This is a genomic window from Bradyrhizobium yuanmingense (assembly GCF_025200905.1).
Lineage (GTDB): Bacteria > Pseudomonadota > Alphaproteobacteria > Rhizobiales > Xanthobacteraceae > Bradyrhizobium > Bradyrhizobium yuanmingense.
On record NZ_CP104173.1, the window covers coordinates 5,216,395 to 5,231,251 of the forward strand.

General features: G+C 64.8%; 14 protein-coding genes. 2 read left to right on the plus strand and 12 right to left on the minus strand.

Annotation, left to right across the window (positions count from 1 at the left end; genetic code table 11):
• Positions 1-27 precede the first annotated feature (27 nt).
• Positions 28-1,188, plus strand: coding sequence for an MFS transporter (locus N2605_RS24710; RefSeq protein WP_260343382.1), 1,161 nt, complete (start codon positions 28-30; stop codon positions 1,186-1,188).
• A 70-nt stretch (positions 1,189-1,258) separates the two neighbouring features.
• On the opposite strand, the gene msrA is transcribed toward N2605_RS24710, so the two are convergent.
• From msrA to N2605_RS24735, 5 genes are all read right to left on the minus strand, one after another.
• Entirely contained in the window at positions 1,259-1,774 is a 516-nt protein-coding gene (msrA, locus tag N2605_RS24715; protein ID WP_036008049.1) for a peptide-methionine (S)-S-oxide reductase MsrA, read from the minus strand.
• 270 nt (positions 1,775-2,044) lie between these two features.
• Positions 2,045-2,467 (minus strand): OsmC family protein, encoded by a 423-nt coding sequence (locus tag N2605_RS24720; protein WP_036029314.1) that lies wholly within the window; start codon positions 2,465-2,467, stop codon positions 2,045-2,047.
• 20 nt (positions 2,468-2,487) lie between these two features.
• Positions 2,488-4,809: a molybdopterin guanine dinucleotide-containing S/N-oxide reductase gene (locus N2605_RS24725; protein ID WP_260343383.1), complete on the minus strand. Its 2,322-nt coding sequence runs from the start codon at positions 4,807-4,809 to the stop codon at positions 2,488-2,490.
• 181 nt (positions 4,810-4,990) lie between these two features.
• Positions 4,991-5,170, minus strand: a complete 180-nt coding sequence (locus tag N2605_RS24730; RefSeq protein ID WP_036008060.1) for a hypothetical protein — start codon at positions 5,168-5,170, stop codon at positions 4,991-4,993.
• A 123-nt stretch (positions 5,171-5,293) separates the two neighbouring features.
• Positions 5,294-5,488, minus strand: coding sequence for a hypothetical protein (locus N2605_RS24735; protein ID WP_036029310.1), 195 nt, complete (start codon positions 5,486-5,488; stop codon positions 5,294-5,296).
• Positions 5,489-5,575: 87 nt separating this feature from the next.
• On the opposite strand from N2605_RS24735, the gene N2605_RS24740 reads away from it, so the two are divergent.
• Positions 5,576-6,091 (plus strand): YciE/YciF ferroxidase family protein, encoded by a 516-nt coding sequence (locus N2605_RS24740; protein ID WP_036008066.1) that lies wholly within the window; start codon positions 5,576-5,578, stop codon positions 6,089-6,091.
• A gap of 64 nt (positions 6,092-6,155) precedes the next feature.
• Here the strand turns inward: N2605_RS24740 and N2605_RS24745 are convergent, their stop codons facing one another.
• The 7 genes from N2605_RS24745 to N2605_RS24775 form a co-directional block, all read right to left on the minus strand.
• Complete coding sequence (locus N2605_RS24745) at positions 6,156-7,013, minus strand: SDR family oxidoreductase (RefSeq protein WP_225142994.1); 858 nt, start codon at positions 7,011-7,013, stop codon at positions 6,156-6,158.
• Between the two features lie 601 nt (positions 7,014-7,614).
• Positions 7,615-8,250: a pyridoxamine 5'-phosphate oxidase family protein gene (locus tag N2605_RS24750; RefSeq protein WP_225114623.1), complete on the minus strand. Its 636-nt coding sequence runs from the start codon at positions 8,248-8,250 to the stop codon at positions 7,615-7,617.
• Between the two features lie 40 nt (positions 8,251-8,290).
• Positions 8,291-9,586 carry an ArgE/DapE family deacylase gene (locus tag N2605_RS24755; protein ID WP_260343384.1) on the minus strand — a complete coding sequence of 432 codons (1,296 nt, stop codon included), beginning with the start codon at positions 9,584-9,586 and terminating at the stop codon, positions 8,291-8,293.
• On the minus strand, positions 9,583-11,271 hold the full coding sequence (locus tag N2605_RS24760) for a dipeptide ABC transporter ATP-binding protein (protein WP_036008080.1): 1,689 nt from the start codon (positions 11,269-11,271) through the stop codon (positions 9,583-9,585). The genes N2605_RS24755 and N2605_RS24760 overlap by 4 nt, the downstream gene beginning before the upstream one ends.
• Positions 11,268-12,101, minus strand: coding sequence for an ABC transporter permease (locus N2605_RS24765; protein WP_036008084.1), 834 nt, complete (start codon positions 12,099-12,101; stop codon positions 11,268-11,270). Before N2605_RS24765 ends, N2605_RS24760 begins: the two co-directional genes overlap by 4 nt.
• On the minus strand, positions 12,101-13,102 hold the full coding sequence (locus N2605_RS24770; RefSeq protein WP_225114620.1) for an ABC transporter permease: 1,002 nt from the start codon (positions 13,100-13,102) through the stop codon (positions 12,101-12,103). Before N2605_RS24770 ends, N2605_RS24765 begins: the two co-directional genes overlap by 1 nt.
• A complete protein-coding gene (locus N2605_RS24775; protein WP_225133261.1) occupies positions 13,099-14,676 on the minus strand; it encodes an ABC transporter substrate-binding protein in 1,578 nt (525 codons plus the stop codon). The genes N2605_RS24770 and N2605_RS24775 overlap by 4 nt, the downstream gene beginning before the upstream one ends.
• Positions 14,677-14,857 lie beyond the last annotated feature (181 nt).

A 14,857-nucleotide genomic window follows, 5' to 3' on the forward strand; every position in this document is an offset into this window, starting at 1 on the left:
TCTCCTCCCCTGCTTCCCGGAGTTCCCATGTCTTCTGCCGACCGGCCGGCAACCCGCCTTGCCACCCGGCTTGCCTTCCTCGTTGCGGGCTTCGGCATCGCGTGCTGGGCACCCCTGGTGCCGTTCGCGAAGGCGCGGCTCGCCGTCGACGACGGAGTTCTCGGCCTGCTCCTGCTCAGCCTCGGCATCGGCTCGGTCGTGGCGATGCTGCTGACCGGCGTGCTCAGCGCGCGCTATGGCAGCCGGCCGATCATCGTCGCGGGCGGGATCGGTCTGACGCTGGTGCTGCCGCTGCTGGCGGTCGCAAGCTCGCCGCTGTCGCTGGCGCTGGCGCTGCTTGCGTTCGGCGCCGCGCTAGGCTCGATCGACGTCGCCATGAACATCCACGCCGTGGAGGTGGAGCGCGCCGCGCGACGCCCGCTGATGTCCGGCTTCCACGCCCTGTTCAGCATCGGCGGCTTCGCCGGTTCCGCGCTGATGACGGCGCTGCTCTCTCTGCAGCTCGGCGCGCTCGCCTCGACGTTGATCTGCTCCGTGCTGATGCTGATCGCGATGCTGGTGACCTGGCCGCGCCTGCTTCGCTCGGTGCAGGTGCAGGAAGGCCCATTGTTCGTGATGCCGCATGGATCGGTGCTGCTGCTGGCGCTGCTCGGCGCCATCACCTTCCTGGTCGAAGGCGCGATGCTCGATTGGGGCGCGCTGCTCGTGATCGGCGCCGGGCTCGTCAGCGAGGCCCAAGGCGGCATCGGCTACATCGTGTTCTCGATCGCGATGACGATCGGCCGGCTTAGCGGCGACGCCATCGTTGCGCGCATCGGAGACCGCACGACATTGCTGTGGGGCAGCCTCATCGCGATCGCCGGCTTCGTGGTGCTGCTCACCGCGCCCGTGGGAGCGGTCGCCATCGCCGGATTCCTGCTGATCGGGCTCGGCGCCTCGAACCTCGTGCCCGTGCTATTCCGCCGGGCGGCGCAGCAAAAGGTGATGCCCACGGGACTTGCGGTCGCGGCGATCACGACAGCGGGCTACGCAGGCGTCCTGCTCGGCCCTGCCGGCGTCGGCTTCGTCGCACAGCTCGGCGGACTGCCGCTGGCATTCTGGCTGCTGGCCGCCTTGATGGGTCTCGTCACGTTGACGGCGGGGATCGTCACCGCGGAGCAGCGCCGGACCTTGCATGTCGATGCGTGACCGGACTCGCGTCGGCATTGACCGATGAGGAGGTGGACCGCCACAGCCGGCGAGCCACCTTCTTCAGGCTCTAGCCTCCGACTGCCGCAGCGCGCCGCGGCAGCTTCCAGCCCGGCCGGATGAAGTGGCAGGTGTAGCCGTCAGGATAACGTTCGAGATAATCCTGATGCTCGGGCTCGGCCTCCCAGAACTCGCGCGCGGGCGCGACCTCGGTCACCACCTTGCCGGGCCACAGGCCGGACGCCTCGACGTCGGCGATGGTGTCTTCGGCAATCCGCTTCTGCTCCTCGCTGGTGTAGAAGATCGCCGACCGATAGCTCGTGCCGATATCGTTGCCCTGACGGTTGAGCGTGGTCGGATCATGGATCTGGAAGAAGAACTCCAGCATGGTCCGGAAGCTGGTCCTGGCCGGATCGAACACGATCTCGATCGCTTCGGCATGGCCTTCGTGATTGCGGTAGGTGGCGTTCTTGACGTGCCCACCGGTGTAACCGACGCGGGTGGAGATCACGCCCGGCTGCTTGCGGATCAGATCCTGCATGCCCCAGAAGCAGCCGCCGGCCAAAACTGCGCGTTCCGTCGTCATGTGATGTGCTCCCAATGATCGCTCAAAAGCTTGTCCATCATATAGGCTTTCGGCCGCCCGGCCGAAAGCCGCGCGTTGACGCCCACCCGGTCGCTAGGGCTCGGTGCAGCCTCTCCCGCTTACGGGAGAGGTCGCGCCGTAGGCGGGGTGAGGGCTTTCTCCTCCAGGAGACTATCCCATTGCGGAAACACCATCTCCCCAACCCTCTCCCGCAAGCGGGAGAGGGAGCGCACCTCCGCCTTTGCAGCGATCTAGCCTCAGTCCATCGCCCTAGACCAGCTTGGCGTCGAGCGTGATGGCGGCGTTGAGCACCTTGGACACCGGGCAGTTCTTCTCGGCCTCGCCGGCGAGCCGGGCGAAGCCGGCATCGTCGAGACCAGGCACTTTCGCCCGCAGAGTCAGCGCGGATTTGCTGATCTTGAAGCCCTTGCCTTCGGGCTCGAGCGTGACGGCGGCTTCGGTCGAGAGCTCGTCCGGCGTGAAACCAGCCATCTGCAGGCCGAAGGCGAGCGCCATGGTGAAGCAGCCGGCATGGGCCGCGGCGATCAACTCTTCGGGATTGGTGCCCTTCTCGTTCTCGAAGCGGGTCTTGAATGAATAGGGCGTCCCGGCAAGCACGCCGGATTCGCTCGACAGATGGCCTGTGCCATCGCGACCAGTGCCCTTCCAGACTGCTGTTGCCTTGCGGATCATCTAAAGGTCTCCTTGTTTGCCTAAACCGGATCGAACGCGCGGATCGGCGGTAGATTGCCGGTGAACTTCTCCACCTCGACGGTCGTCAACTGGCCGGTGCAGCCCTGCGCCAGGGACGAGGTGCCGACGTCGCGGGTCAGCACGTTCGGATTGCCGTGAACGCAGAGCGGCGCCTCGTCTTCCGGATCCATCGGATCGTACCACGCGCCGGTCGGCAGCTGAACCACGCCTGATACGATGCCGTCGGTGACGCGGACCGCGGCGAGACAGGCACCGCGCGCGTTGAACAGGCGGATGATGTCGCCGTCCTTGATGCCGCGCGCCTGTGCATCGACCGGGTTCATGCGCGCGACCTCGCGGCCGCGATGCTTTGAGCCCAGCGAATGTCCGCCGAAATCGAGCTGGCTGTGCAGGCGCGTCACCGGCTGATTGGCGACGAGGAAGCACGGTGCCCCCGGCTTGGGAACATCGGTCTTGTCGAGCCAGACCGGATGTCCGGGACAATCCGCATCACCGTGCCCCGCGATCTTGGCCGAGTAGATCTCAATGCGTCCGCTCGGCGTCGGCAAAGCGTGATTGATGGGATCCTCGCGAAAGCGGCGTAGCCGGCCGCCGTCATCGGGCTGCTGCGGCACGACCAGGCTGCCGCGCGCCCAGAATTCTTCGAAGCTCGGCGCTTCGAGGCCGCGTTTGGCAAGCGATGCGCGGGTCGGCTCGTAGAGATGCTCCAGCCATTGCCGCGACGTGCGCCCTTCGGTGAACGGCTCGCGCGCCCCAAGGCGCTCGGCGAGATCGGCGAAGATATCGTAATCGTCACGCGCGAGCCCAAACGGCTCGGCGATCCGGTGCATCGCGACCATCAGGGGATCGTTGGTGGAATAGCCGATGTCCTCGCGCTCCAGCGTCATCGTCGCGGGCAGCACGATATCGGCGTGGCGGGCGGTGGCGGTCCAGGCGAGCTCGTGCACGACCAGCGTGTCCACCTTCGCGAAGGCCTTGCGCAGGCGATTGATGTCCTGATGGTGATGGAAGGGATTGCCGCCCGCCCAGTAGACCAGACGAATATCCGGATAGGTGCGCGTCTCGCCGTTGTAGCGATACGTGGTGCCGGGATTGAGCAGCATGTCGGCGATGCGCGCCACCGGAATGAAATCGGCAACGCCGTTGCGGCCCTGCCCCAGCGTCGGTCCCGGCACGTCGTTGACGCGGCGGCCGTAATAGCCGATCGCCCCCAGCGAATAGGCATAGCCGCCGCCGGGAAGGCCGATCTGGCCGAGGGCCGCCGCCAGCACCATGCCCATCCACACCGGCTGCTCGCCGTGCTCGGCGCGCTGCAGCGAATGGGAGACGGTGACGAGCGCGCGCTTTCCGGCGAGATGCCGCGCCAGCTTGCGGATCGCATCCGCACTGACGCCTGAGATCGCGGCGGCCCATTCGGCGTGCTTGGCTTGCCCGTCGCTCTCACCGTTGAGATATCGCAGGAAGATTGCCCAGCCCTCGGTGTAGCGGTCGAGGAAAGCCTGGTCGTGCAGATTCTCACTGACCAGCGTATGGACGATGCCGAGCATCAGGGCAGTGTCGGTGCCGGGCACGCAACTCATCCATTCGGCGCCGGCCTCGACCGGCAGATCGTCGCGCAGCGGGCTGACCAGGATGAACTCGCAGCCGCGCGCCCGCGCCGCCGCCATGGCGCCGCGCTCGACATGCTTGCTGATCGAGCCGCCGGCCACCATGGAGTTCTTCAGCGCCATGCCGCCGAACGCCAGCACGATGTCGGTCTCGGCCGCGATCTGCTCCCAGGTGACGTTGCGCTTGGTGATGTCCTCGTAGCCGGCCAGGATCTGCGGCAGCAGCATCGAGGACGCACCGGACGAATAGGTGTTGACCGAGCGCACATAGCCGCCCAACGCGATATTGAGGAAGCGATGCACCTGGCTCTGGGCGTGATGGAAGCGCCCGGCACTCGACCAGCCATAGGAGCCGCCGAACACGGCGCCGGGTCCGCGGTTGTCGCGAATGCGGCCAAGCTCGTCGCCGAGGAGATCCAGTGCCTTCTCCCAGCTGACGGAGACGAACTCGTCACGGCCGCGGCGATCGTCCGGGCCCGGCCCGCGCTCGAGCCAGCCGCGGCGGATTGCCGGCTGGGCGATGCGCGCCTGGTGGCGGAGCGCGCCCGGAAAATTGTCGATGATGCCGTTCGGATCGGGATCGCCCGCATAGGCCCTGACCTCCAACCCGGCCGCGCCCTGACGCGCGGAGAACACGCCCCAATGCGAGGTGTGCGGCTTGAAGCCGTCCGACAGGTCAAGACCGGGGTCGGGGAAGCCAATCGTATCGTCCATCTCTGATCCTTATTCCGGCGTCGTCGGCATGGGTGGTAATATACCGATCCGCTCCGGACGTCGTCGAGATCAGGGTTGACGGGAACGCTGACCTGCCCCGCGCAAAGCCAGCCTCAAGGCCGTTGACACTCCCGAGCGTCGTCGAGCGCGTCATGTCGCTCGTTTTGGCGCCGACGCTGCATCATCCACGTGCGCAGCAATCGACCAGCAGATTCCAGATCCGCTGCGTCTCTTCTCTCTTGTTCGCCTCCGGCACGTTCTCCGCGCTCGACCGATCGAACGCGGCGATGGTGTGGGGTTGGCGAGGCACGATCCACCGCTCCGAAATCGGGTCGTACCATTTGCCGATATTCTCAGTCACGTCGGTCGACTCACAGGTTGAAAGGCTCGGGCGATGCGCCCCGCGCGGTCCACGTTGGAGCCCGTGTGGCGCCGCCCGATTCACCAATCAGGAGATCGCATGTTCGTTCCCAGCCCGCCGGCGTCAGCCCGGCCGGGCCGGATGCAGCGTGCGCGGATGCCGCTCGTGCAGCAATCGCGCCAGCTCCTCACGCTCGGTGTCGCGGCCCTTCATCGCGGTCTCGAACAGTGCCTCCTGGATGTCGCGAGGCATGTCGCCCCATACGTCCATCGCCGCACGTCCGAGCAGGCCCACAAAATGATCCACTCCATCGCTCATTCGGCTCTCCCGATCTGCACACGGGAATGGAACAGCGGCGGCCGCTCCGCGTTCCACTGCCATCATTGTGAAAAGGAGACGTCTTTTATGGGATTCTTCACCAAGGACATCCAGTCGATGGAAGACCTGCTGCTGCACGGGCTCCAAGACATCCACTACGCGGAACAGCAGATCCTGAAGGCGCTGCCGAAGATGATCGACAAGGCCACCAACAGGGATCTCGTCGCCGGGCTGAAGGCGCATCTGGAAGAGACCAACAAGCAGGTCGAGCGCCTCGACAAGGTCTTCGCCAAGCTCGGCAAGGAGCCGAGCGGCACGCATTGCCCGGCCATCGACGGCCTGATCAAGGAAGCCGACGAGACCGCCGGCGAGATCGAGGACAAGGCCGTGCTGGACGCCGCGATCGTCGCCAACGCACAGGCGGTGGAGCATTACGAGATGTGCCGGTACGGCACGCTGATCGCCTGGGCGGAAGAGCTCGGCCACGACGACATCGTGCGCTTCCTCACCACCAATCTGAACGAAGAGAAGGCCGCCAACACCAAGCTGAACACGGTGGCCCTGCGCAAAGGCGTCAACGCCAAGGCGTCCAGCGCTGCGTGATTGAAAGCGACTGATTGAGAGTGGCGGCGCCGGTAGTGCGGTGCCGCCATGGTGATCGCCTGGATCAGATGAACGGCTTGCCGCCGGTGACGGGCAACGTCGCCCCCGACGTGTAGCTCGAAAGCGGATCGGCCAGCATGACATAGGCCGTCGCGAGCTCGGCCGGCTGGCCGGCGCGCTGCATGGGCACCTGCTTGCCGAAGTTCTTGACCCTTTCCTCCGACATGGTCGAGGGAATCAGCGGCGTCCAGATCGGCCCCGGGGCCACCGCATTGACCCGAATGCCCTTCCCGGCCAGCATCTGCGCAAGCCCGCCAGTGAAATTCTGGATCGCACCCTTGGTCGTGGCGTAGGCCAGCAGGCTCGGATTCGGCATGTCGGAGTTCACCGAGGCCGTGTTGATGATCGCGGAGCCCGGCCGCATGTGGGGGACGGCGGCTTTGGCCAGATAGAACATGGCGTGGATGTTGATCTCGAATGTCCGCCGCCATTCGTCGTCGCTGATATCCGCGATGTCCTTGAACGTCGCCTGATGGGCAGCGTTGTTGACGAGGATGTCGATGCCGCCGAGCTCCTCGACGGTGCGACGCACGATGGCGCTGCAATGTTCGGGATTGCTGATATCGCCCGGGATCAGGACGGCCTTGCGTCCCTCCCGTTCGACCAGCGCCTTGACCTCGGCCGCATCCTCCTCCTCGTTCAAATAGGAGATGACGATATCCGCGCCTTCCCGCGCATAGGCGATCGCCACCGCGCGGCCGATGCCGCTGTCGCCGCCCGTGATGATGGCCTTCTTTCCGGCAAGACGGCCGGAGCCCTTGTAACTCTCCTCGCCATGATCCGGGCGCGGCTGCATGGCCCGCGTCGAGCCCGGCATCGGCTGCTGCTGCGCAGGATAAGGCGGCTTTGGATAATTGGTCATGGACAACTCCCGGCGTTTGCTGCGCTAACGGAGCGCCGCCGGAAGTGTTCCTGGCGTTGATTCCGTCATCGCACAGCGTGGCCGCACCCCAGAGATCCGATTACAGCGGCTTGCGGAACTCTCGGCTAGAAAAACTCCCAAGGATCGCTCACCATGGCGGCACCTTGGAGGGCCACGTTGCGGAGAGCATCTTGAAACTCGCGGTGTCAGGCCGGTTTGCATGCCGGCCCTCGAGAAGACGAGAAAGCCGGACCAGATGCAGAACACGCCGGCTGCGCTCAGGAGACCGAAAATCCGCTCGTTCGATTTGGCTACAGGTGTCAAGCCCGTGTCCGATTGCTTGAGATATCTTAGCGCACTTTAAAACACCTGATCGTTGCCATTCCGGGCATTCGCGCCGGCGGCAACAGCGTGGCATCGGCCATCGGGTTCTTCCTCGCAGCGTGACGATGCCGCTTCCGTTCGGATTCGTCGCGTCTGTGCGCTCAGTGCTGCCGCTCGCTACCTACCTCGCAGACATTTCACGGGCGCCAGGCTGCGAGCATGTAGCGTATCGTCGAAACCTTCTGCAGGGCGGACCGCTAGATCAGATTGGTCATTCTCAGTAGAGCCTCGTACGGTATCCTTCTTCCATCGTCTTCTCGGCCTCTTCGACCGCGATGGCGACAGTCTGCTCGGCGATGATCCGGCCGAGCGTCGGGAAACTGTTGCGCTCGACCTGAGCAGCCGGATTCCAGAGCTTCGAGCGCATCAGCGCCTTGCCACAATGAAAATAGGTCTCCTCGACATGGATCTTCAGCCCGATGATTGGGACCACGTTCTGCACCGCGAGCGGCGTCAACAGCTCGGCATCCTGCGAGATCTCGGCGCGGCCATTGACGCGCAGGGTCTCGTTGATCCCCGGCACCAGGAAGATCAGGCCGATGCCAGGGGAACCGATGATATTGCCGAAGGTGTCGACGCGGTTGTTGCCACGCCGGTCCGGGATCAGCAGCGTCTTGTCGTCGAGCACGGCGACGAAGCCCGGCGCGTCGCCGCGCGGGCTTGCATCGGCATGACCGTTGCCATCGCTGGTGGCAAGGACGAGGAACGGGGAAAGCGCGATGAAGTCGCGACAGAACCTGTCGAGATGGCTGAGAACCTTCTTCTCGGCGAGCGGGCTGAGCTGCCCGAAATGCGCGCGCAGATCCTCTTGCGTCTTGACCGGCGGCTTGCCGCCTGCACCCTGGCTGCCCATTCGCGAACCTCCCTTTTTGCGGTGAGTTTCCTTCTTTCGGCTAATTGGCCTCGATGCCGCACCAGCTCGCGGTGAACAGCGCAAGCGCCTTGGTGACGCGCTTGACCGAGGCGAGATCGACGCGCTCGTTGAAGCCGTGCGCGCCTTGCATCGTGGCGCCGAAGCAAAACGCAGGCACGCCAAAATCGAGACCATAGAAGCGCGCATCGGTCAGTGCGGTTGACGAGAAGCTGGTCAGCTTGCGGCCGAACACATGCTCGTAGACCGGAGCGAGAACCGCCTCGCTTTCCTGAATCTCCGTCGCCTCGTAGCCCGGCGACAGGAAGCCGGACCAGACGATCTCCGGCGGATTGTTGGCGAGGAATGGATGCGAGCGCGCCGCCTTGGCGACGAAATCCACGATCTCGGCCTGGGCGTCGGCGATCTTCCAGCCGGGCAGCACACCAATGCGGCAATCGACATCGCACCAGGCGGGCACGCTGGAGGCCCAGTCACCGCCCTTGATGATTCCAGGATTGAAGTTGAGCGGATGCTCGACCGATTTGAACGAGGGGTGCGTCTTCGCGCGCTCGTTCCATTCGGCCTCGAGACCTTCGAGCTTCTGGATCAGGTGGATTGCAGCCTTGATCGCATTTGAGCCGGTGCCGGCGCGTGCGACATGGACTGGTATCCCGCGCACTTTCAGGCGGAACCAGATCACGCCGACCTGGGCACGCATCAGCTTCTCGTCGGTCGGTTCGGGCAGGATGCAGACATCGGCACGATAGCCGCGCTGAAGTGTGGAGAGCGCGCCGAGTCCGGTGCTCTCCTCCTCGATCACCGATTGCAGGTGGATGCGGCCCTTGGGCCTGTAGCCCGCGGCCTTGATCGCATCGAGCGCGTAGAGCGCCGAGATTGTACCGGACTTCATGTCGCCGGCGCCGCGACCATAGAGCCAACCGTTCTCGACCACCGGCTGAAACGGTGGCCGCTCCCACATGTCGAGCGGACCTGCCGGCACGACGTCGCAATGGCCCTGAAGGATCAGTGAGCGGCCCTCTTCCCTGGCCGGCCGGCAGGTGCCGACGACGGAGCGGGCACGCGAGAAATCGGTCTCGACCGGACCATAGCCCGGCAGCGCCTTCAGATCGTCCTGGTTGATGACCCAGTCATCGACCTCGTAGCCGCGATCGCGCAACAGCTTTGCGAACATGTCCTGACAGGGCGCCTCCGCCGCGCGCGTGCTCGGGATTGCCGTGAACGCGATCGTGGTGTCGATCTGCTCGTCGAAGGCGGCATCCACAGCGGCCTCGATGCGCTCGCGCGCGCCGGCTGGAAGGGGACGGCTGTCGGTCATGAACTCATCCTCGCTGTCGGTAGTGCGCCGGTCACGCTGGCAAAGCCCGGCTGGTCGAAGAAATCGCGGCCCGGGATCGCATCGAGCAGCTCGCGTGTGTAGGCGGCTTGAGCGGCCGTGAAAACGTCCGCGGTCGCGCCCTCTTCAACGATGCGCCCCTTCTGGAGCACGATGACGCGGTCGGCGATCTCGGCGGCGATCCGCAGGTCGTGGGTGATGAAGATCATGGCGAGCTTCATCTCCTGCCGGAGCTCGGCAAGCAGCGCCAGCACCTGAGCCTGGACGGAAACGTCAAGCGCCGACACGGCTTCGTCGGCGATGAGCACGCGCGGCTTGAGTGCCAGTGCGCGCGCAATACAGATGCGCTGGCGCTGGCCCCCAGAGAATTCGTGGGGATAACGATCGGCGGCGACGGCGTTGAGGCCAACTCGCACCAGCAGCTTTCTCGCCTGCTCCATCGCTTCCGTGCGCGACGTGCCAAAGGCCATTGGTCCGCGCGCAATGGCATCGCCGACCTTCTGGCGCGGATCGAGGCTCGCAAACGGATCCTGGAACACGATCTGGAGCTGTTTTCGCGCCTGGCGGAGCGCCTCGCCGCGGAGCTGGCGCAGATCCTGGCCGTTGAAGCGGATGGCACCGCCATCCGGCTCGGTCAAACGCATGATCATGCGCCCGAGCGTCGACTTGCCGGACCCGGATTCGCCGACGACGGCGAGCGTCTCGCCCTCGTACAAGGTCAGCGAGATGCCGTCGGCCGCGACGACCTCGCGCGGCGGCTGCAACAGGCCGCGCTTGACCCGGAATGTCTTCTCAAGACCGATAACTTCGAGCAGCGGTGTAGGATGGACCGCGGTGCGGCGGATCTCGTCGAGCCGCGCCTTCGGAACGGCATCGATCAACTCGCGGGTGTAGTCAGCCTTAGGACTGCGCAGGACTTCCTCGACCGTCCCCTGCTCCACCACCTTGCCGTGACGAAGCACCACGACGCGGTCGGCGACATCGGCAACGACGCCGAAATCATGGGTGATCAACAGCACGCCCATGCCGCGGTCGCGTCGGAGATCGTCGATCAGGCGCAGGATCTGACGCTGGGTGGTGACGTCGAGCGCTGTGGTCGGCTCGTCAGCGACCAGGAGTGCCGGACGGTTGGCCATCGCCATCGCGATCATGACGCGCTGGCGCTGGCCGCCGGACAGCTCGAACGGATAGCTCTTCTCAAGCAGCTTTGGATTTGGCAGCCCGACCTGCGTCAGGAGCTGCTGCACGCGTTCGTGCACCTCAATTGCCGACGGCACCGGCTTCTGGTGGGTGAGGATCATCTCCTCGATCTGCCTGCCAACCCGCTTGAGCGGATTCAGCGAGGACAACGGCTCCTGAAAGATCATCGCGGCTTCGCCGCCGCGCAGGCGTCGCAGCGCCTGCCGGTCGAGCTTTGCCGGATCTTGTCCTGCGACAGTCACGGCGCCCGCGGCAATATTGACGCTCTTCGGCAGCAGCGACAGCACCGCATGGGCAATCATCGACTTGCCCGAGCCGGACTCGCCGACGAGACAGACGACCTCGTTGGGCTTGACCTGGAAGGAGACGTTCTCGACCGCGAACGGGCGATCGCCGCCTTCGGGCAGCGCGATCGAGAGCCCCTCGACCGACAGAACGGGTGCCTTGGCTTGCACGGCCTCGCTCATGACCGGCGCCTCGATACACGCGGATTGAGCACATCGGAGAGACCTTCGCCGAACAGGTTGATGGCAAGCACGGTGATGAGGATCGCGAGCCCCGGAAACACGCTCATCCACCAGGCATTACGGATGACGGTGCGGCCGGCTCCGATCATGAAACCCCAGGACATCAGATTGGGATCGCCAAGGCCCATGAAGGACAACGCGCTTTCGAGCAGGATGGCGGTGGCGACCGTCAGGGAGGTCACGACCAGGATCGGCGAGATCGCATTGGGCAGGATATGGCCGAGCACGATCTGCAAGGTGCCCTCGCCCTGGCACAGCGCGGCTTCGACGAATTCACGATTGCGCAGACGCAGGAACTCGGCGCGGGTGAGGCGCGCCAGCGGCGGCCAGCTCACGGCACCGATGGTCAGGATGATCGTCAGCAGCGACGGGTTGAAGGTCGCGACCAAGAGGATCGCAAGCACGAAAGCGGGGATGGTCTGAAACAGCTCGGTCACCCGCATCAGCACGAGATCGACCTTGCCGCCGAAATAGCCGGAAATTGCGCCGATCGTGACGCCGATCACCATAGCCGCCATGGCCGAGGCGATGCCGATGACGAGCGACACGCGGGCACCATAGGCAACGCCGGCCGCAACGTCGCGGCCGAGCGTGTCGCCGCCGAGCAGCAGGCCGTCCTCGCCGGGCGGCGTGAACGGCGCGCTGACCATTTCCCAGGGCGAGACCGGAAAGACGGTGGGCGCGATGAGCGCGATGACGACCACGACAAGCAGCACTACGAGGCCGACCATGCCGCTAGGATGACGCAGGAAGGCGCGAACCGCATCCATCACGCAGCTCCTGTCGTCATGCGGGGATCGATCAGCCTGTAGATCAGGTCGGTCAGCAGATTGAGCACGATGACCACGATCGACAGAATGAGAAAAATGCCGAGCAGCACGGGATAATCACGCTGGAGCAGCGCATCGAAGGTCAGCCGGCCGAGGCCCGGCCAGGCGAACACCGTCTCGATGACCACGGCGCCGCCGACCAGCGCGCCGGCCTGCATGCCGGCCACGGTGACGACGGGCACCAGCGCGTTGCGCAGCATGTGGCCGACCACAATGCTGGGCCCGGACAGGCCCTTGGCGCGCGCGGTCTTGATGAAGTCCTGCTGGGCGACCTCGATGATCGAGGATCGCATCAGCCGGGCATAGATCGCGAGATAGATCGCCGCCAGCGAGGTCACCGGCATGATCATGTGCTTGGCGATGTCGAGCGCATGCTCCAGCGGCGAGAGCTTGACGTTGATGGTCTCGTAACCGAACGGCGGCAGCCAGCCGAGTGTCACGGAGAAGACCAGCACCAGCATCAGCCCCAGCCAGAACACCGGCGTCGCATAAAGCACCAGCGACAGCACGGTGAAGACCGTATCGAGCACGCTGCCCGCCGCCAGCCCCGCGAGCGCGCCGAGGGTCGTGCCGATCAGCAGCGCGAGGCAGAAGGCCGTCACCGTCAACAGCAGCGTCGCCGGCAGCCTTTCCAGGATGAGATCGACCACCGCGCGGCGCTGGCGGTAGGAATAGCCGAGGTCGAGCCTGACGACGCGGCCGAGATAGCTTGCGAGCTGCACGGCGTAGGGCTTGTCGAGCCCATATTCCTTGCGCAGATCTTCCAGCAGCTTCGGATCGGACGCGCCGGATTGGCCGGCCATGACCTGGGCGGGATCGCCAGGGGCGGCCCGCACCAGCACGAAGTTGAAAGTGGCGATGACGAGGATGACGGCGACGAGCTGGGCAATCCGGCTCAGTGCCATCAGCCCGATCGTCGCCGCGCTGCCGAGACGGATCACGATTTGTAGACCGACCCGAAGGTTTCGTGCGAGCCGATGCCGGTCGACACGATGTTCTTGAACGCCTTGTCGTAGATGATGGGATATTCGAGCTCCAGCGTCCAGGCGACCGGCACGTCCTCGACCAGGATCTGCTGCACCTTGGAATAAAGCTCCAGTCGCTTGGCCTCGTCGAGCGTGACCGCGGCCTCGTCGAAAAGCCTATCGACCTCAGGGTTGGAATAGCCTTCGGTATTCGAGAACAGGATGCCTTTCTTGATGTTCGACGACACGTAAGTGCGGGAGACGCCGAGCGCGGGATCGCCGAGCTGGTAGAGCAGGTTTTGGGTCATCTCATAGTCCCAGTTGCCGACCTTCTCGGCCCAGCCGGCCATGTCGGTGCCGACGAGGACGAGATCGATGCCGACGCGGGCAAAACTCTGGCGGAAGAACTCGCCGGCGCGCTGATAGGATTCGCCGTAAGGCGGCACGATGTATTTGATCTCAGCGCGCTTGCCGTTGGTGTCGGGCTTCAGCCCCATCTCGTCGAGCAGCGCCTTGGCCTTGTCGATCGAATAGTCGTAGCGCTTGACCTTGCCGTCGTAGAATTTCGTCTTGGACGAGATCGGCCCGGTCGCCACCTTGGCGCTGCCGAAATAGACCCGCTTGGCGAGCGCGTCGCGGTCGATCAGGTGCATCACCGCCTGCCGGAAGCGCTTGTCGTTCATCGGCGCGATACGGTTGTTCATCTCGAGCCACTGGTGCGGCGCGAAATACTCATAGCCCTTGGTGGTGACTTCGAGGTTCTTCTGCGCCTTGAAGCGCTGCACGTCGAAGAACTCGACGTCGGTCCATTGCGCGAGTTGCACCGTGCCGTTCTCCAGCGCCAGCGCGCGCGATGCCGAATCCGGGATGATGCGGTAGATGATCTCATCCAGGTGCGGCTGGTCCTTCAGATAGTATCCTTCATGGCGCACCAGATGGACATGCGAGCCGCGCACCCATTCCTTCAGCTTGAATGGGCCGGTGCCGATCGCCTTGTCGTTCAGCGGGTTCTTGCGGTAGTCGGTGCCTTCATAGATGTGCTTTGGCACGATCGGCGCCGAGGTGCAGTCAAAGCAGCCGAGGAACGGCGCAAAGGGCTGCTTCAGCTTGAACACGACGGTGAGCGGATCGGGCGCCTCGGCCGAAGCGACGCGCGCAAAATTCTGCCGCGCGCGCGGATGCGTCTCGGTCAACACCTTCATGCAGCTGAACACGACGTCCTCGGACGTCATCGGCTTGCCGTCGTGGAAGGTGATGTTGGGAAACAGCTTGAACGTATAGGTCAGCCCGTCCGGCGAAATCTCCCAGGACTGCGCCATGCCCGGCATCGGCTTGAGGTCAGCGCCATATTTGAGAAGACTCTCGTAGATCTTGCCGCCGAGCGTCAGCGTCGGCTGCTGCTGGTTGAAGGCGGTGACCAGCAGCGGCGGCTCGGGCTGGATGATGGTGTTGAGTGTTCCACCGCGGGTCTGGCCGGCCGCTCGCGTGATGCCGAAGGGGATAGCGGCGCCGGCGGCCAGCATGGCCTGGGTGAATTCGCGTCTGTTCATCGAGCTCTCCGTGTCGCATATCGGCGTGAGAAGGACCTCGCCAGATGCCGTATTCGGCTTTGACGAATCTGGCCGGCGCGAGCATTGTTGCCAAACGCCCTGTCCCGCGCTACCTGATCGGGGACAAGAACCATCGCGATCGGGCCATATCTGGCCCGGAAGATGCATAAGAGCCTTGCAG